Consider the following 18,526-nt stretch of genomic DNA (forward strand, 5'->3'; position numbering starts at 1 on the left):
ATATTTTACCATTTAAGTAAATTTTTTCATAAAATTAACATTAAATCTGCATTTATTGATCAGGATTTAATACCTTTACGCGTCTAATCATAAAGTACAATGATCAATGAATAAAAATCTACTGTTTTGTTTTTTCATATTTCTTTTTTGTCTTTCCGGAACACTCAGTGCGCAAACATATCAGCTCACAGGGAACCCAGTAACTACTACCGGCTGGACGATGGTTGCGCCTACAGTTGTCAATACAGATTTTATACAGCTTACTCCGGATACAAATAACCAGTCAGGATCAATAAGACTAAACGATCCTATCAACCTGAAATTTTGTGATAAATGGAGAGTAGAATTTGATTTCCGGATGGATTCTAACCAAACTGCAAACGGTGACGGTCTTGCTTTCTGGTATCTGGCAAATCCTCCTGTGGCAAGTGTTTTAGGATCAGGATTGGGAGTTTCCCAGAATGCAGTCGGTTTCATTGCCGGTTTTGATACCTACAACAATACCACAACGGCGGTAATGAGTAAAGTACACGTTGCCTACGGACAGGTAGTCAACACGACCGATACCAACAATGTAGAGTTTTTCAATGTTGCAGGAAGTTCTTTTCATTCACCAGACATGAATACGACTTTGCCGTTTCAGGGGACTACTTATAAACACGTTGAAGTAAATGCACAGGTAGATCCGGCGATTCCCGCCAACTGGATTGTACAGATAAAGATTGACGGTACGGTAATCTGCAACCAGTCTTTTGCACCTTCCGGAGCAGCAGCTGCAATGACGGTGGGATATTTTGGATTCTCAGCATCTACCGGAGGAAACAGATCAAGACATTCTATCAAAAATGTAAAAATCTATACAGATAAAGTAAGCATTTTACAACCATCCGTTACGCAATCATATTGCCCGAATCCTACTACCGGAGTTGCAAATGCAAATTTAACTTTATTTAATCCGCAATTTGTTGCCACACCTGCCAATTATACATTCACTTATGCCGTAGGAGGTACCACAATTACCACTCCTACGAATTATCCGTTTAGTGCAAACACAACGGTAAATGTATTTATTAAAGATAATGCAGGAATCCTGTGTGATAACCCAGATGGACAGATCCAGCTTTCACTGTCCCCATTTACGGCAACCAACAGAACAATTTCTGAATGTAATAACAATAATGCAACTACAGCAACATTTAATCTTACTACAGCGAATGTAAGTTCAGTTCCGGGTATTACTAAAAAATATTTCAGAACGATGGCTGATCTCAATGCAGGAACCAATGAGATTACCAATCCTACCGCATTTATATCCGCCCCCACAATTGTTTATGTGAAAGTAACTACTCCTCAGGGATGTACCGGTACAGCACAGATTACACTAAACTTCCTTCCACTGCCTGTAGTTACGGATGGCAATTTAGAAGCCTGCTCTATTGATGTAACTCCAACTTTGGGCTTATTTAATCTAACCTCAGCAAACATAACTTCAGAGACCGATATAACTAAAAAGTTCTACACTACTTTGGCTAATGCTTTAGCAGGAACCAATGAAATTATAAATCCAGTTACATATATTTCCACAAGTTCAGATGTTTATGTAAAAGTGACTGCAATCAGCAATTGTTTCATCATTAAAAAGATCACACTAAAGGTAATTCCTCCTGTAAAATCTACCGTTTTAAAAGATAAAATCATTTGTATTGATGACAGAACAACATTAGATGCAGGACCTGGGTTTGACGGTTACGAATGGAGCACAGGCGCAACAACTCAGTCAATACAAGGCGTTCCGGTAGGTTCGTACTGGGTAAGACTGAAAACAGCAAACTGCTATACAATTCAAAATGTAACAGTGAAAGGATCTTCAAATCCTGTAATTGCAAGTTTAGATATTACAAATAACACCATCACTGTAAACGTAAACGGAGGAACAGCACCTTATCAATATTCTTTAGATGGAATTACATGGCAGGATTCTAATGTTTTCAAAGGATTACCAAGAGGTGAAAACAAGATTTTCGTAAAAGATTACTACAATTGCGAACCCGTTGAAGTACAGGTTACTGTACCTAATCTTCTGAATGCAATTACTCCAAACGGGGATAATATAAATGATTTCATCGATTATACCGCTCTAGCATATAAGAAAAATTTAGTATTCACAGTATACGACAGATACGGAAACAAAAAATTCGAGGCTGACAAAATGAGAAACTTCAAATGGGACGGAACTTCCGGCGGAAAAAAAATCCCTACAGGTACTTACTGGTTCAGCATCACATGGAACGAAAACGATGCAAACAGCACCCAAACAAAATACAACGGTTGGGTACTTGTAAAAAACAGAGAATAAACACTCAAAAAATCACTCCTTATCTGGAGTGATTTTTTGTTACAGTCAATGCGAATAAAAAAAATAATACAAATAACGATTTAAAGAGAATTTTATACAAAAAAAACCAAAACAAAAATAAAATTTATAAATTATTGATAATTATAACCGTCTTAAAATAAATTATATTTAAAATAAAACTAAAATCTCAACCAATAAACTAATTAAATAAAATGAAGAAAACATTACTATTTTATTTTTCAGTCCTGTTTTTACTTTTCTTTCAGAATACCTCTGCTCAGACATATCAACTAACAGGAAATCCTGTAAATACGGCAGGATGGGATATTGTTCCTTCGGCAACAGTACCCAATGACTTTGTGCAGCTTACGCCTGACCAAACGAGTCAATTTGGCGCCATCAAACTTTCAAATCCTATCAACTTAAAATACTGTGATAAGTGGAAAGTAGAGTTTGATTTCAGAATCGATGGAAACGGAACCACTGCATACGGAAGAGGAGATGGACTGACTTTCTGGTATCTTTCAAACCCGCCAACCGCATTTACAACAGGCGGAGGATTGGGTATTCCTGCAAATGCAAACGGATTGATGGTGGCTTTTGATATCTTCAACAATTCCACCGAAGGACAGATGAGCAAAGTTCACCTTTTATATGGTACCAACAATACTCCTGCCGGAAGCCCCAATATAGAGTACAATGTAACAGCAGGAAGCACCTTTCACTCTCCGGATTTGCAGACGACACAACCTTTTGTAGGACCTGCTTACAAACACGTTGAGGTAAACGGACAGGTTGATCCGGCTAATCCCGTTAACTGGATTATTCAGATCAAAATAGACGGTGTGGTAATTACTAACCAATCTTTTGCCCCTTCCGGAGGAGCAATAGGGATGACAACAGGATACTTTGGTTTTTCAGCAGGAACCGGAGCAGCAAGCGCAAGACATTCAATTAAAAATGCTAAAATCTTCATTGATAAAGTTCCAATTCTTCAAAATACGATCACTCCTTTTGTATGCACCAATCCTTCAACAGGAAACGGTTTTGTTGATCTGACTTCTTATGCGACTCAATTTGTAAACAATCCTGCCAATTACATTATCACTTATTATGTTTTGGGAAGCTCGACACCAATTGCAACGCCTACCAACTTTCAGTATACAGGAAATACAACGATCTCGGTTGTTATTAAAGATCCCTCGGCGACTTTATGTGATAATGGTGATGCAAGAATCATTCTAAACCCAACTCCGTTTGAAGCAGTTGACGCATCGCTCACAGAATGTAATAATAACAATGCCGGTGTAGGAATATTCAATCTTAATGACGCCGCTGTGACAACGTTGGCCGGAGTCACCAAACAATACTATCCTACTCTTGCAAGCTTAAATGCGGGAACAAACCAAATCATGAACTTTGCAGCTTTTCCGGCTGCACAGGGCACTACGATTCACGTCAAGGTAACAACTCCGCAAGGTTGCGTAGATAATGCGATCATCACTCTCAACACATTTCCGGTCGTAACGGTAACTGATGCAACATTAAGAGCCTGTTCGGAACCAACCAATCCCTCTTTAGGAGTATTCAACCTGATAAGTGCAAACGTTACGGCACAGGCAGGAACGACAAAAAAATACTATCCTTCGCTCACGGATGCTCTAAACGGAACAAATGAGATCGGGAATCCGGCAACATACACCGCTCCAAACGGAGTTGTATATATCAGTGTTTTCACCGCAAACGGATGTTTCTCTGTTGCGAAAGTGACTTTAATTGTAATTCCGCCAGTTTATTCTACAGTATTGACTGATAAAATAATCTGTATCGAAGATAAAACAACTTTAGATGCAGGTTCCGGATTTTCAGGATATGAATGGAGTACAGGAGCAACAACCCAAACCATTACCAATGTGGGAGTAGGAACATATTGGGTAAAACTTAAAACAGGTGACTGTACCTCAACACAAACGGTAAAAGTTTACGCTTCAGAACAACCTGTTGTAACTTACATTGATATCTCGAACAAAACAATTACCGTCAATGTAAATGGCGGAACTCCTGCATATCAATATTCTATGGACAATGTTCATTGGCAGGATTCTAACATATTTACCGAAATTTCGAGAGGCTTGCATAAAATCTATGTGAGAGATACTTATGAATGCGAACCTATTGAAGTAAATATTACCGTGCCGAATCTTATTAACGTCATCACTCCAAACGGGGATGGTCAGAATGATTTCATCGATTATTCTGCCTTAGAAGGAAAATTAGATTTGACCTTCAACGTGTATGACAGATATGGTTCTAAGCTTCATCAAGGTGACAAAACCAACAGATACATTTGGGACGGAACCGCCAATGGCAGAAAAGTACCGACCGGAAGTTATTGGTATTCTGTAACATGGAATGAAAACAACAAAAACAAAACTCCTGTCAAATTCTCAGGCTGGATTATGGTAAAAAACAGAGATTAATTTTTTTTCATACCTTAATTATATTGAAACCGCTCTCGTAAAAAGGAGCGGTTTTTTTATTTATAAATTTAAAAATAGAATTTCGGCACAAAACTCTCTTTATTCATATTCAATTCTTAAATTTGTCTTTATGAATTATTTGGAAGCTTTAGGCAGAAGATATTCTGTAAAAAAATTCAATCCCGAATCAATCATTCCACAGCAGATACTTCTCAACATTCTTGAGTCGGGAAAACTGGCGGCAAGTTCGCAGGGGCTTCAGCCTTATAAAATATTGGTCATTGAGACCAAAGAAATGAAAGAAAAGCTAATACCTGCTTTTTATAACCCTTCACAAATTTCCACCTGCTCACATCTTATCGTACTCGTGTCCAAAAAAAATATTGAAGAAAACTATCTCGACGGATATTTCAATCATATCTCCGAAGTGAGAGAACACCCTTTAGAAAACTTAGATTTATTCAGAAAAAGTATCACAAAGCATTTTAGCAGACAGGAGCATGATGATATTCTGATCTGGGCAGAAAAGCAATCATATATTGTATTGGCAAATTTAATGTACGCTGCAGCCATTGAAAATATAGACACCTGTCCGATGGAAGGTTTCAGACAAGATCTCATCGAAGAAATTTTAGATATAGATAACACAAAAGAAAAAGTAACTGTAACACTTGCTTTAGGCTACCGGTCGGAAGAAGATCAGTTCCAGCACATGAAAAAAGTAAGAAAACCAAACGAAAAATTGTTTAAATTTATGTAAATATTTAGACGATTGTCTTAAAGCAAGAATATGATAAAAGCGGATGTATTAGTGATTGGTTCCGGAATTTCCGGACTTTCTTATGCCATAAAAGTTTCAGAGCAGTTTCCCGACACCAAAATAATCATTGTAACAAAATCTGACGAAGATGAAAGTAACACAAAGTATGCTCAGGGCGGTTTAGCCGTTGTTACAGATTCTAAAAATGATAATTTTGAAAAGCACATCGAAGACACCATGCGTGCCGGAGATGGAGAAAACAAACGTCATGTTGTAGAAATGGTGGTAAAAGAAGCCCCCGCAAGATTTAATGAAATCGTGGAATGGGGCGCCAATTTTGACATGAAAAATGGTGAGTTTGCTTTAGGAAGAGAGGGCGGTCACACAGAAAACAGAATCGTGCACCATAAGGATATTACCGGTTTTGAGATCGAAAGAGCATTATTAGAAACCGCAAAAAGCAGCCCTAATATTGAAATTCTTGATCATCATTACGTTATTGATATCATTACGCAACATCATGTTCCCGGAAAAGAACTGAATGAAGGCGAAATCAATTGTTATGGTGCTTATATTTTAGATGAAAAATCTAAAACAATCAAGAAAATTACTTCAAAAATCACTTTAGCTGCAACCGGTGGAGCAGGACACGTTTATAAAAACACAACAAATCCTGTTATTGCAACCGGGGACGGAATCGCTTTCGTTGCCCGTGCAAAAGGAAAAGTGACCAATATGCAGTATTATCAGTTTCACCCCACTGCGCTGTACAGTAAGCTTGACGGAATGTTATTTCTGATTTCCGAAGCGGTACGTGGAGACGGCGCAAAACTGAGAACAAAAAAAGGTGAAAAATTCATGCATAAGTATGATGAGCGTGAAGAGCTGGCCTCAAGAGATATTGTAGCAAGAGCTATTGATGCAGAAATGAAAGTTACGGGAGACGAATTCGTAGGACTTGACTGTAGAGAGATGAATCATGATAAATTTCTGGAACATTTCCCCAACATCTATAAAAAGTGTAAAGATGAAGGCATCGATCCTTTCACTCAATTGATTCCGGTTGTTCCTGCATGTCATTATCTGATGGGTGGAATCGAAGTTGACAAAGACGGGCAATCTTCTATCAATAATTTATTCGCTGTAGGAGAATGCACCAATTCCGGGCTTCACGGAGCCAACAGACTGGCTTCAAACTCACTTTTGGAAGGTTTGGTTTTTGGTCATAATGCCGCAATGAAAACTGTAGAATTACTCAAAGAAAATAATTTTAATTTTGATGACCTGAAAGCCGTTCCGGAATGGAATGAAGAAGGAATGAAAATCATTGACGAGATGGTAATCGTATCATACCTTAGAAAACAGCTTCAGGAAATGATGAGCGATCTCGTGGGAATTGTAAGAAGCAACAGACGTCTGAAAATGGCGCTCCAAAAGCATCAGGAAATCGCAGCAGCTGTTGACGAAATCTATCACTACTCTATTCTTTCGCCGCAGCTTTCAGAATTGAGAAATTTAACAACTGTTGCACACCTTATCATCACCCAGTCGATGGAAATGACAAAAAACAAAGGCGCATTTTATAATAAGGATTTAGTACAAGCATAATAGATTATTAAAGAAAATAATGAAAAGACCCAACTACGCAACCGATAAAGTTTTAAAACAGTTCATCAAAAATGCTTTGGAAGAAGACATTCAGGATGGCGATCACTCTACTTTGTCTACAATCCCAAAAGACCTGGAGCAAAGTGCAAAACTATTGGTAAAAGAAAACTGTATTTTGGCAGGGGTTGAATTGGCAGAAATTATTTTTAAGACTTTTGATAAAGATTTAAGAGTAGAAAGATTCATCAAAGACGGTGAGACCGCAAAAGCCGGCGATGTAGCTTTTATCGTAACCGGAAGCGCACGTTCCATATTATCTACTGAAAGACTAGTACTCAATTGTATGCAAAGAATGAGCGGAATTGCTACACTCACCCAAGATTGGGATTCTAGATTGATTGGTACAAAAACCAGGCTTTTGGACACCCGAAAAACAACTCCCAACTTCAGGGTTTGTGAAAAATGGGCAGTTGCCATCGGTGGCGGCACCAATCACAGATATGGATTGTACGACATGATCATGTTAAAAGACAATCATGTTGATTATAACGGAAGCATCACCAACGCGGTGAAAATGGCGAAAGATTATATAAAAAAAACAAAGAAAAAACTTAAAATAGAAGTTGAAACCCGAAATCTTGAAGAAGTACAGGAAGCCATTAAGGCAAAAGTTGACAGAATCATGCTTGATAACATGGATGTTGATATGATGAAAAAAGCCGTTAAATTAATTAACGGGTCTTGTGAAAGTGAGGCTTCAGGAGGAATTACAAGAGATCAGTTAAAAGACATTGCTGCAACAGGGGTGACGTTTATTTCCGCAGGAGCACTTACACATTCTGCTAAAAATATCGATTTAAGTTTAAAAGCTATTATGTAAAACATTACATATTTAATAAAAACACGCGCCATTTGTTAAAAATTAAATAATATGATTTTTTTCACGTTAAAATTCATATTATTTATATTTAACTGAAAAACAGCAAGTTAATCATTATTAAGACTGATTAAAAATTAACATTGAGTTAATAATAGTTAAAATTTATTTGTCGAATTTTGCAGTAAATTTAATTCTAACTATTACTTACGATTATGAAATTAATCAACAAATCGATGCTAACCGTGATAATCACATTATCCACAGCTAGCGTTTATTATGCACAGCAGACTCAAGACACGATTGACACAAGGTCAAGAGATATTGAGCAAGTTGTAATTACAGGTGTAGCCGATCTTGCAAAAGACAGAAAAACTCCTGTAGCAGTTTCAAATATTAAAGCTGCACAAATCGTTGAAAGATTAGGTAACCAAGAACTTCCTGAAATCTTAAACACAACACCGTCAGTCTATGTAACCAAAGGTGGTGGTGGTTTCGGTGACGCTGTTATCAGAGTAAGAGGTTTTGGAAACTCAAATACCGCGGTAATGATCAATGGTATGCCTGTAAACGACATGGAAAACGGAGCTGTTTATTGGTCAAACTGGGCTGGTCTTTCCGACGTAACTTCAGATATTCAGGTACAAAGAGGTCTTGGTTCTTCAAAATTGGCTATTGCATCAGTTGGAGGTACAATGAACTACATCACTAAAGCTTCTGATAAAAAGAAAGAAGGTATTGTAACACTAGGTATAGCTAATGATGGATATTTAAAAACTTCATTTGCTTATAATACTGGAAAATCTAAAACAGGATGGTCTTCTTCATTTTTATTAGGTAGAACAGCAGGAGCAATGTATGCTAATGGAACTAATTTCGAATCGTACAACTATTATTTTGCTTTGGGTTATCAACCAAATGAAAAGCATGATTTACAGTTTACATTTACAGGAGCACCTCAATGGCATAACCAAAACTTTACAAATACGATCCAAACTTATATAAAATATGGTAAAGATGGTGAGCCAAACAGAAAATACAACTCAAACTGGGGTAATTTAAATGGTGAAGAATTCTCTACAAATACAAACTACTATTCAAAGCCAATTGCATCTATTAACTGGGATTGGAAAATTTCAGAACGTTCTAAATTATCTACTGTTGGATATGGATCTTGGGGTAGAGGTGGTGGAACTGGTTTCTTAGGAAGCATTAACGGCAAATCCGTCTTCAACGTTGCTAAAACAGCTGATGGACAAATGAGATGGGATGACATCGTAAGATGGAATCAAGGTGCTGTTATTTCAGATTTCACAAATAACGCTGGTACTGCAGCTCCAGCAAATGCAACTCCAGGTATTGCTACAAGAAATAACGGTTTAGTAAGAAGAGCACACGTAAACTCTCATGATTGGTATGGAATTTTATCAAATTTCCAGCACAAAGTAAATGAAAATTGGAATTTCCAAGTTGGAATTGACGCTAGATATTATTATGGCTATCACCCAGGAGTTATTAGTGATTTCTTAGGAAACAAAGAATACCGTGAAAATCAAAACTTCAATTCTCAGCCTTTCTATACTGTGACACAAGCATACAATGCGGTACCTTCTGCTAATCCTTTTGTTAAAGCAATTAAAGATGATTCTCAGATCGCCAGCAGAAATTATAATGGTGAAGTTTTATGGTATGGTGGTTTTGGACAAATTGAGTATTCAAACGACAAAATTTCTGCATTTGCGCAAGGATCTGTATCTAATCAAGGTTTCCAAAGAATTGACAATTGGGTAGTTGACGGAGTTACAAAACAACCAAGTGCAACAACTGGTCAAGTGGTTAACAGAAAAACCGGATTTAAAGATATTTTAGGTTATAACGTAAAAGGAGGTTTAAATTATAACATTAATGATCAACATAATGTGTTTGGAAATATCGGTTACTATTCTAGACAACCATTTTTCACCGCAGTTTATCCAAATAACCAGCAGGTAGTAAATCCTAACTTAACGAATGAGAAAATCTTCTCTGCGGAATTAGGTTATGGTTTCAGATCTTCGATTTTCAGAGCTAATGTTAACTTATACAGAACTTCTTGGGCAGATAGGTTCCAAAGAAGAACTGGTTTAACAATTCCAGATGGTAATGGAGGAACGTTCCAGAATGCATATGCAGAAGTAAACGGAATCACCGAGGTTCACTCTGGAGTTGAATTTGAAGGATTCTATAAAGTTGGGCAATATCTTGAGCTAGAAGGTATGTTCTCTATGGGAAATTGGGAGTATAAAGGTGATGCATCTAGTACATCTTATGACGAAAACAACAACCCAATCAACTTATCACCAGGATCAAACACTGCAACATTGGCGTTAGATGGAGTTAAGGTAGGTGATGCAGCACAAATGACTGCTTCATTTACTGCAATTGTAAAGCCAGTACAAGGATTAAGATTTTACGCTAACTGGAGATACGCAAATGATTTGTACGCTGGATTTAACGTAAATGATTTTGACAACTCTAGAAACACAGCTACATTTAGAGCGCCAGCAACAGAATTTGGAGCATTAGAATTACCTGACTTTCATTTATTTGACATAGGTGCATCATATGTGTTCAAATTAAGAAGTGGGCAAAGCTTTACAATTGGGGCAAACGTTTACAACTTATTTGATACTACGTATATTTCAGAAGCTACTACAAATATCCACGCAAACCAAACAAGAGAAAACTTTGCTGCTGGAACTTCTGGAAATACAGCATTTGCCGCATATCAAGCAGCAGGACAATATAAAGGTATTAGCCAACAAAACCAGGTTTATTTCGGTTACGGAAGAACATGGTCTACCACTTTAACTTTTAGATTCTAATAAATTCATTTTTATTAAATACCAAATCCCGGCTTTATAGCTGGGATTTTTTTATATTTGTACACTTAATAAACAGAAAAAATAGAAGTATGGATCTTTACAAAATTTTACTGAGCGCCCACAAAGGTTTTGCTTATCTGGAGCTCGCTTTAACCTCTTTATTTATCATCGCACTCTTAACAGTAATGTTCGGATATAGCGGTAAAGTAAATAAATTCCTGAAAAAAATCACGCTTTTCACGATGATTTTCTTCCATGTACAATTTTTAATTGGTATTGTAATGCTGATCATGAATTTTACAAAAGGGCTGGATATGGGATCAGTAATGAAAAATGCTGATTTGAGATTTCAGTATGTAGAACATCCTTTTTCAATGCTGATTGCTGCAGTTTTGATGACCATCATCAACAAAAAAGTAAAATCCAACGACACTATTTCTTTAGGAATTGTGATCATGGGATTGATCGCAGTAGGCTTATTTGCATTTGCATTTCCATGGACAAGAGTCTTTGGAGCTTAATTATATATTTAACTTAATTTTTTTTAACAACAATGAAATCGCCACGCGATTGCATATAACCTTTAAAAAACAATATTATCAACTTATGAAAGTAGCTGTAGTAGGTTCAACAGGAATGGTTGGACAAGTGATGCTTAAAGTTCTCGAAGAGAGAAATTTCCCTGTAACAGAATTGATTCCCGTAGCTTCGGAAAGATCTGTTGGTAAACAGGTGAAATATAAACAGGTAGATTATACTATCGTAAGCATCGACGACGCTATAGCTGCCAAACCTGATATCGCCATCTTCTCTGCAGGAGGATCAACTTCTTTAGAATACGCTCCTAAATTTGCAGAAGCTGGAATTACCGTTATCGATAATTCTTCTGCATGGAGAATGGATCCAACGAAGAAACTGGTCGTTCCTGAGATCAACGCAGATGTTCTGACAAAAGAAGATAAGATTATTGCAAATCCAAACTGTTCTACCATACAATTGGTAATGGTTTTAGGTCCGTTGAATAAAAAATATGATTTAAAAAGAGTCATCGTTTCTACTTATCAATCTGTAACAGGTACAGGAAAAGCAGCCGTTGATCAGTTAAATGCTGAAATTGCTGGTGATGATTCTGTTGCTAAAGTTTATCCTTATCAGATTTTCAAAAATGCCTTACCACATTGTGATGTTTTTGCTGATGACGATTATACAAAAGAAGAAATTAAATTAATGAAAGAGCCTAAAAAGATTTTGGGTGATGACACATTTAATTTAACGGCAACTGCAGTAAGAGTTCCGGTACAGGGAGGTCATTCTGAAAGCGTAAATATCGAATTTGAAAACGAATTTGAGCTAGACGAGGTAAGAAAAATCTTATCAGAAACTCCTGGAGTAATCGTAATGGATAACGTAAAAAACAACGAATATCCAATGCCACTCTATTCAGAAGGGAAAGATGAAGTTTTCGTAGGAAGAATCCGAAGAGATCTCTCCCAACCGAAAACACTCAACCTCTGGATTGTAGCAGACAATCTGCGAAAAGGTGCTGCAACCAACGCAGTACAGATTGCAGAATACTTAGTAGCAAATAACTTAGTATAAACTAACAAAATAAAAAGAGTCTCCAAAAGAGATTCTTTTTTTTATCAAATTATGAGAAGTAGCAAAAACACAGACAATATCAATTTCCAGAAGATTATTGCAGCTATCGGTATACTTTTATTTACTGCAAAAATAATTGCCTGGAAAATCACAGACTCTGACTCCGTATTTTCTGATGCCATGGAAAGCATCGTTAATATCATCAGTGCATTTATGGGTTTATACTCTCTTTATCTGGCAGCAAAACCAAAAGATGAAGATCATCCTTATGGTCACGGAAAAGTAGAGTTTGTAACATCAGGAATAGAAGGTGCTTTGATCATCATTGCAGGGATCATGATTATCTACGAAGGTGCCAATAGCCTCTTAACGGGTAAAATCATTTCCCGGATCGACTGGGGAATTGTAATCATTGCAGCTACAGCGGTCATTAATTATATTTTAGGTTACATCTCTATTCGAAAAGGAAAAAAAGTAAACTCCGTAGTGCTTATAGCTTCAGGGAAGCATCTGCAATCAGATACATTGACCACTTTGGGAGTGGTGATCAGCTTGATTATCGTTTATTTTACCGGAATTTATTGGATCGATTCTGCCGTTGCATTACTTTTCGGAGGTTACATAATTTTTGTAGGCTACAGAATCGTAAGAAAAGCATTAAGCGGAATTATGGATGAGCAAGATCCTGAACTTCTCAACAGCATCATTGACCTTTTAGAAAAAAACAGACATACAGAATGGATTGATATCCACAACATGAAGATTCAGCAATTCGGAGCTTCTCTGCATATTGACGCACACATTACACTGCCTTGGTATTACAGTCTTCGGGATGCACACAATGAAATGGAAAAAGCCATTCTCCTTTTAGCGAAAAACACCAAACGAACTGTAGAGTTCAATTTTCATATGGATGACTGCAAACCTATCTCCTGCCCTGTTTGTCAGATTCTCGACTGCCCCGTCCGCGAACAGCCTTTTACCAAAAAAGTAAAATGGACTGCCGAAAATGTAACCAGAGTGGAAAAACATACTGCAGAATAACCATTTGCAGCTATCTGATAATGTCTATTAGCTGCATTTTTTTAGAAGCTATTTCCGGCTCTTCGCTCATACTCCTCACACAGCCGCTTATTCTGACTTCGCTGAATTTGCCAACGCTTGTTGCGGGGTAACCGCTGCGATCCGGGCTATTCACAAAATATCTGTAAGAAAATTCAGGTCACTTTGTCGGGGAATCAAAAAGTTAAAATAAAAAATTACAAATTAATATTGATCACGAGTTTTTCATTAAAATTTGTTTCCTGTAATAAAACAGGGGTATAATCAAAAGTAAAATCAGAGGTTGAATTACAAACCTTCTCATGTAGAAAGAAAAAAGGTAACCAATCTCAAATCTGTCATGAATGCAGTATAAGTAAATAGGAAAAGTGATTGCAAAAATAATTGTGATCAAAACCGCTCCCTGCAAAGTCCATTGTTTATTTTTAAATAAAAAATGAATGATCACACATGAGAAAAAAAGGTTTAATAGAAATCTGAAAAGGTGACTGAAAATCAATTTCCCCCAAATAAATTCAGGAAAAGAAATGTTTTTATTAGCTTCGTGGAAATAATTCAGAAAAGGATCGTAAAAAATCTCGTTTTCTGTCATTCTCACACCAACAAGTCCGCAGACTCCGGCTAAAACCAGGAACCAACTAAGAATTTTCATTTTTCAAGGCAAAAAATTTAATCCAGACCAGCCAGAGAATCACCACACTTCCATAAATCACCGCAGGAAAAAGATAATCGTGAGCTATTTTATTGTATTGCGGGTAATCACTCGTTACGATATTCAGTCCTACAATCCGGAAAACATTCATTATGTATAAAACAACAAGACTAATTCCTGCAAAAATAAAAGTTTTAGCCCCTTTATAAAAAGCAAAAATAAAAGACACAAAAAGAATAATCACAGAAACTGCGTTGCAGCCTTCTACCATTCTCGTCACATATTTTCCTTTCACAATATATCCCACCTGCTCGTTGGGAACGTCATCGAGTAAGTGTGTCGGGAAGTTTAATTTATTTTGAATAAACATCACATGATCGGCAATCAAACGGGAGTAAGGGTCAAGTCCCTGAGCTTTAAAACTGTTCAGATAGAACTGATAAGCAAAGAGCAGCACCAGATAAATGATGATGAAACGCAACAGAATTCCCAAAACAGGCTTAAAGTCCTTTAGCATGATGCAAAGATAAAAAATCGAACGTAAATTAGTATATTTGTTACCATATTATGACTTCTGAAAACGCAAAAAGATTTTTTGAAAACCATTTTGGCGAAAAATCAACTCAATTTGTCACTTTAGCTCAAAGCGGTTCTGCAAGGGTCAATTTTTTGGCTCAAAATCAAAATGATACGTACATCATAACCTACAACGAAAATATTCCGGAGAATGAAAGTTTTCTTTATTTTTCTGAAGTTTTCTCGGGCTTAACTCTCAATACTCCGAAGATCTTTAAAGTTTCTGAAGACAGGAAATTATATATTCAGGAATATTTGGGAAGACAGACACTTTCAGAAATTATTTCGAAAGAAGGTCTGTCCGGAAATGTAGAATCTTTGGTAAAGCAGACCTTAGAAAAACTTTTTCACTTGCAAACCAAAACGCAGGACCAGATTGATTTTACCAAAACTTTTGAATATGAAAGTTATGATGAGCTTCCGGTAATGCATGATTTGTATTACTTCAAAAATTTTATTGCAGATGTACTGGAGCTTGAATATCATAAATCTAATCTTCTGAGGGAATTTAAAAGATTGGTCAGCCTCATCGAAAATCTTGAACCTAAAGGCTTAATGATCCGCGATTTTCAGGCTAGAAACATCATGGTGAATGATCAGAATGAAGTTTCATTTATCGATTATCAGTCGGCGATGAAAGGTCCTTTGATGTATGATGTGATCTCTTTTCTGTATCAGGCAAAAGCAAATTTTCCTGAAGATTTTAAAAATAAAATGCTTAAATTTTACATTCACCAGTTTGAAAACAAGGAAATCCAGATTCAACTGGAAAACTCAGTAAAACCGATTCAGATGATGAGATTCTTACAGGTTTTGGGAGCTTATGGTTTCCGTGGACTTATTCAGAGAAAGCAACATTTTGTTACAAGCATTGATAAAGGAATTCAAAACATTACCACATTTTCTGAAAATTGGGAAGAGATGAAATATTATCCTGAATTGGGAAAAGTGATTCAACAATTGAATTTAGATAAAACGAAATTTAAAATTGCGGAGATTTTGAAACACTAAGATTAATCCATAAGATTTGATACAAAGTTTGTCTTTCCGTAGGAATCTCAACAGCTGAATTGATCCGGTTTAGATTCCTCTGGAATGACAAACACAAATGAAAAAATATAAATTATAAAAAATAAAATAAATGTTGCACATAGACATCCACAGTTTTTCATATAAAAAAGGAGGAATACCCAAAGACGACTCGGGTAATGGAGGCGGTTTTACATTCGACTGCCGTGGAATTTTAAACCCGGGAAGAGTGGAAGAATATAAAATACAGACCGGAAAAGACATCGGCGTTCAGGAATATCTTGAGACAAAAACCGATATGCCCAAATTCCTTGAATTGGTAAAAAGTATGGTTTCCATCAACATCGACAATTATTTGGGTAGAGGTTTCGAAAATCTTCAGATCAACTTCGGATGTACAGGAGGACAACACAGGTCGGTTTATTCTGCAATAAAAATTGCTCATTTTATCGAAGAAAAATACGGAGATCAGGTGGAAGTGAGTCTTCATCATGATGAGCAACACCAACTTAATAAATAGGTAATCAGCAATGTGCAATAAGTAATATCTTGGCTCTGCTATTATTATTTATACATCAAAATTACTCATTACCAATTACCCATATTTTATGAAGGCATTAATTTTTGCAGCAGGAAAAGGAACACGCTTAAAACCTTTTACAGATCATCATCCAAAGGCTTTGGCTAAAGTAAACGGCATTCCGCTTTTGGAAAGAAATATCACGTATCTCAAAGGTTTCGGGATTACAGATTTTGTGGTGAATGTGCATCATTTTGGTAATCAGATTATTGATTTCCTTAAAAAGAACAACAACTTCAACTGTAAAATAGAAGTTTCTGATGAATCTGAAGAACTCCTGGAAACCGGAGGTGGTTTGATTTTTGCTAAAAAATTTCTTGATCATGGCGAAGACTTCCTGATCATGAATGCGGATATTCTAACTGACATCAACATTGATAATTTTGTAGAATACCACAAGAAGATCAAAGATTTTGCTACTTTAGCAGTCTCAGACAGAGAAAGTTCGCGGAAATTACTTTTCAACGACGACATGGTCTTGAGAGGATGGCTGAATGTACAGACTGGTGAACAGCGATTGGCTGAGTTTAACAAGGGATTTAAACCTTACGCATTCAGCGGTGTACATTGCATAAATCCTGTTATATTTGATAAAATAAAACGGACAGGCAAATTTTCTGTAATGGAAGAATATCTGGATCTGATGCAGACCGAAAAAATTCACGGTTTTCTGCATGACAACATCCTGATCGATGTAGGAAGACCGGCATCTGTAATAGAAGCCGAAAAATATTTTAAATAAAAAGACAATGGGAATTGAAGGTAGCAGGGATGAAAGTTTACAAAATCCTGAATTAGATATCAACGAATCAAAATTACACAACAGTTTCAGACAGAAAACATGGGATGAAATCGTTACCAAAGACAGCTGGATGGTTTTTAAAATCATGGCAGAATTTGTTGACGGATATGAGAAAATGGCTAAGATTGGTCCCTGCGTTTCTATTTTCGGATCGGCAAGATTAAAGCCTGAAAGCAAATATTACGAAATGGCAGTAGAAATTGCAGAGAAGATCACAAAAATAGGATTTGGGATCATTACAGGTGGCGGACCCGGAATCATGGAGGCGGGTAATAAGGGAGCTTTCAATTCAGAAGGAAAATCTATCGGATTAAATATTGATCTTCCTTTTGAACAGCACTTCAATCCTTATATCAACAGATTATATTCCATGAACTTTGATTATTTTTTTGTGAGAAAAGTAATGTTTGTAAAGTATTCTCAAGGTTTTATCGTGATGCCGGGAGGTTTTGGTACATTAGACGAACTTACTGAAGCGATCACCCTGATTCAAACAAAGAAAATAGGAAGATTTCCAATTGTTTTGGTAGGGTCAGAATTTTGGGGCGGACTTCTGGACTGGTTTAAAGATATTTTATTAAAAGAAGGAATGATTGCTGAAGACGATCTTGATCTTTATCGTGTAGTAGACACTGCTGATGAAGCAGTAGAACACATTAAAGCTTTTTATGAGAAATATGCAATAAATGTTAACTTTTAATTGGCATTATATTTGAGCCATATATTTTTACTAAATGATTAACAATTTAGAAACTAAGATGAAAAAATTTTTATACATATCAGGTATTTTATCATTCTTCGCACTCATGAGTTTTATGACGGCAGATTTTTTCTCGTCAATGACGAAAGTCGATTACATTGATGGAAGCAAGACGCTGAAATTTACAACGAAGATGAATACAAGTCACATTTCAGATGCTATCAAAATCAACCGAAGTACGGCAGGTTTTGAAGCTGAAGTGAAGAAATATGTAAACAACAATTTTGATGTTTATGTGAACAATTCTCCCAAAACCCTCACTTTCACAGGAAGCCAGGTAAGCGGAGAAACAGTATGGGTGTATTTTGAGACAAGTGGTGTTTCGGATATAAGCAGTTTAAAAATTAAAAATACTATTCTTTTAAGCGCTTTTCCTAAACAAATAAACTTGGTGAATATTGCCTACAAAGGAAACCAGAAAACAATGAATTTCCAACGTGGAAAAGAAGTGAACGAGGTTTCGTTTTAATAAAAATTTAGTTTAAAATAATAGCCACTGCTTTTTGCGGTGGTTTTTTTAA

The 18,526-nt window shown here is 36.5% G+C and carries 16 protein-coding genes; 14 read left to right on the forward strand and 2 right to left on the reverse strand.

Translation table 11 applies throughout. The annotated features are described in order from the left end of the window. The first annotated feature begins 106 nt into the window (after nucleotides 1-106). From AC4FQ5_RS10235 to AC4FQ5_RS10275, 9 genes are all read left to right on the forward strand, one after another. On the forward strand, nucleotides 107-2,356 hold the full coding sequence (locus AC4FQ5_RS10235; RefSeq protein WP_491142987.1) for an FIDD domain-containing protein: 2,250 nt from the start codon (nucleotides 107-109) through the stop codon (nucleotides 2,354-2,356). A gap of 212 nt (nucleotides 2,357-2,568) precedes the next feature. Next, nucleotides 2,569-4,836, forward strand: a complete 2,268-nt coding sequence (locus AC4FQ5_RS10240) for an FIDD domain-containing protein (protein WP_491142988.1) — start codon at nucleotides 2,569-2,571, stop codon at nucleotides 4,834-4,836. Nucleotides 4,837-4,966: 130 nt separating this feature from the next. After that, nucleotides 4,967-5,596: an NAD(P)H-dependent oxidoreductase gene (locus tag AC4FQ5_RS10245; protein WP_491142990.1), complete on the forward strand. Its 630-nt coding sequence runs from the start codon at nucleotides 4,967-4,969 to the stop codon at nucleotides 5,594-5,596. A gap of 30 nt (nucleotides 5,597-5,626) precedes the next feature. Further along, the gene (nadB, locus tag AC4FQ5_RS10250) at nucleotides 5,627-7,204 is read left to right on the forward strand and encodes an L-aspartate oxidase (protein ID WP_491142992.1); all 1,578 of its coding nucleotides are present in this window, start codon (nucleotides 5,627-5,629) and stop codon (nucleotides 7,202-7,204) included. Nucleotides 7,205-7,223: 19 nt separating this feature from the next. Then, nucleotides 7,224-8,084 (forward strand): carboxylating nicotinate-nucleotide diphosphorylase, encoded by an 861-nt coding sequence (gene nadC, locus AC4FQ5_RS10255; protein WP_491142994.1) that lies wholly within the window; start codon nucleotides 7,224-7,226, stop codon nucleotides 8,082-8,084. 212 nt (nucleotides 8,085-8,296) lie between these two features. Beyond that, nucleotides 8,297-10,945: a TonB-dependent receptor gene (locus tag AC4FQ5_RS10260; RefSeq protein WP_491142996.1), complete on the forward strand. Its 2,649-nt coding sequence runs from the start codon at nucleotides 8,297-8,299 to the stop codon at nucleotides 10,943-10,945. 89 nt (nucleotides 10,946-11,034) lie between these two features. Continuing rightward, entirely contained in the window at nucleotides 11,035-11,466 is a 432-nt protein-coding gene (locus AC4FQ5_RS10265) for a hypothetical protein (protein WP_264748811.1), read from the forward strand. A gap of 85 nt (nucleotides 11,467-11,551) precedes the next feature. Next, nucleotides 11,552-12,544 (forward strand): aspartate-semialdehyde dehydrogenase, encoded by a 993-nt coding sequence (locus AC4FQ5_RS10270; RefSeq protein WP_491142997.1) that lies wholly within the window; start codon nucleotides 11,552-11,554, stop codon nucleotides 12,542-12,544. Between the two features lie 51 nt (nucleotides 12,545-12,595). Further along, complete coding sequence (locus tag AC4FQ5_RS10275; protein WP_491142998.1) at nucleotides 12,596-13,588, forward strand: cation diffusion facilitator family transporter; 993 nt, start codon at nucleotides 12,596-12,598, stop codon at nucleotides 13,586-13,588. Between the two features lie 232 nt (nucleotides 13,589-13,820). On the opposite strand, the gene AC4FQ5_RS10280 is transcribed toward AC4FQ5_RS10275, so the two are convergent. Together AC4FQ5_RS10280 and xrtF are read right to left on the reverse strand one after the other, a co-directional pair. Next, nucleotides 13,821-14,258 carry an exosortase F system-associated membrane protein gene (locus AC4FQ5_RS10280; protein ID WP_491142999.1) on the reverse strand — a complete coding sequence of 146 codons (438 nt, stop codon included), beginning with the start codon at nucleotides 14,256-14,258 and terminating at the stop codon, nucleotides 13,821-13,823. After that, complete coding sequence (xrtF, locus tag AC4FQ5_RS10285) at nucleotides 14,245-14,775, reverse strand: exosortase family protein XrtF (protein ID WP_491143001.1); 531 nt, start codon at nucleotides 14,773-14,775, stop codon at nucleotides 14,245-14,247. The genes AC4FQ5_RS10280 and xrtF overlap by 14 nt, the downstream gene beginning before the upstream one ends. Before the next feature lie 50 nt (nucleotides 14,776-14,825). Here xrtF and AC4FQ5_RS10290 point away from each other — a divergent pair, with 50 nt between their 5' ends. The 5 genes from AC4FQ5_RS10290 to AC4FQ5_RS10310 all read left to right on the forward strand — a co-directional run bounded on the left by AC4FQ5_RS10290 (nucleotide 14,826) and on the right by AC4FQ5_RS10310 (nucleotide 18,474). Then, nucleotides 14,826-15,845, forward strand: coding sequence for an aminoglycoside phosphotransferase family protein (locus AC4FQ5_RS10290; RefSeq protein WP_491143003.1), 1,020 nt, complete (start codon nucleotides 14,826-14,828; stop codon nucleotides 15,843-15,845). Between the two features lie 130 nt (nucleotides 15,846-15,975). Next, nucleotides 15,976-16,383, forward strand: a complete 408-nt coding sequence (locus tag AC4FQ5_RS10295; protein ID WP_491143005.1) for a RapZ C-terminal domain-containing protein — start codon at nucleotides 15,976-15,978, stop codon at nucleotides 16,381-16,383. 88 nt (nucleotides 16,384-16,471) lie between these two features. Further along, entirely contained in the window at nucleotides 16,472-17,185 is a 714-nt protein-coding gene (locus AC4FQ5_RS10300) for a nucleotidyltransferase family protein (RefSeq protein WP_491143007.1), read from the forward strand. Nucleotides 17,186-17,192: 7 nt separating this feature from the next. Continuing rightward, nucleotides 17,193-17,945 carry an LOG family protein gene (locus AC4FQ5_RS10305; protein WP_491143009.1) on the forward strand — a complete coding sequence of 251 codons (753 nt, stop codon included), beginning with the start codon at nucleotides 17,193-17,195 and terminating at the stop codon, nucleotides 17,943-17,945. 58 nt (nucleotides 17,946-18,003) lie between these two features. Next, nucleotides 18,004-18,474, forward strand: a complete 471-nt coding sequence (locus tag AC4FQ5_RS10310; RefSeq protein WP_491143010.1) for a DUF6702 family protein — start codon at nucleotides 18,004-18,006, stop codon at nucleotides 18,472-18,474. Nucleotides 18,475-18,526: the final 52 nt, after the last annotated feature.

This window comes from Chryseobacterium sp. DT-167, from assembly GCF_058310155.1.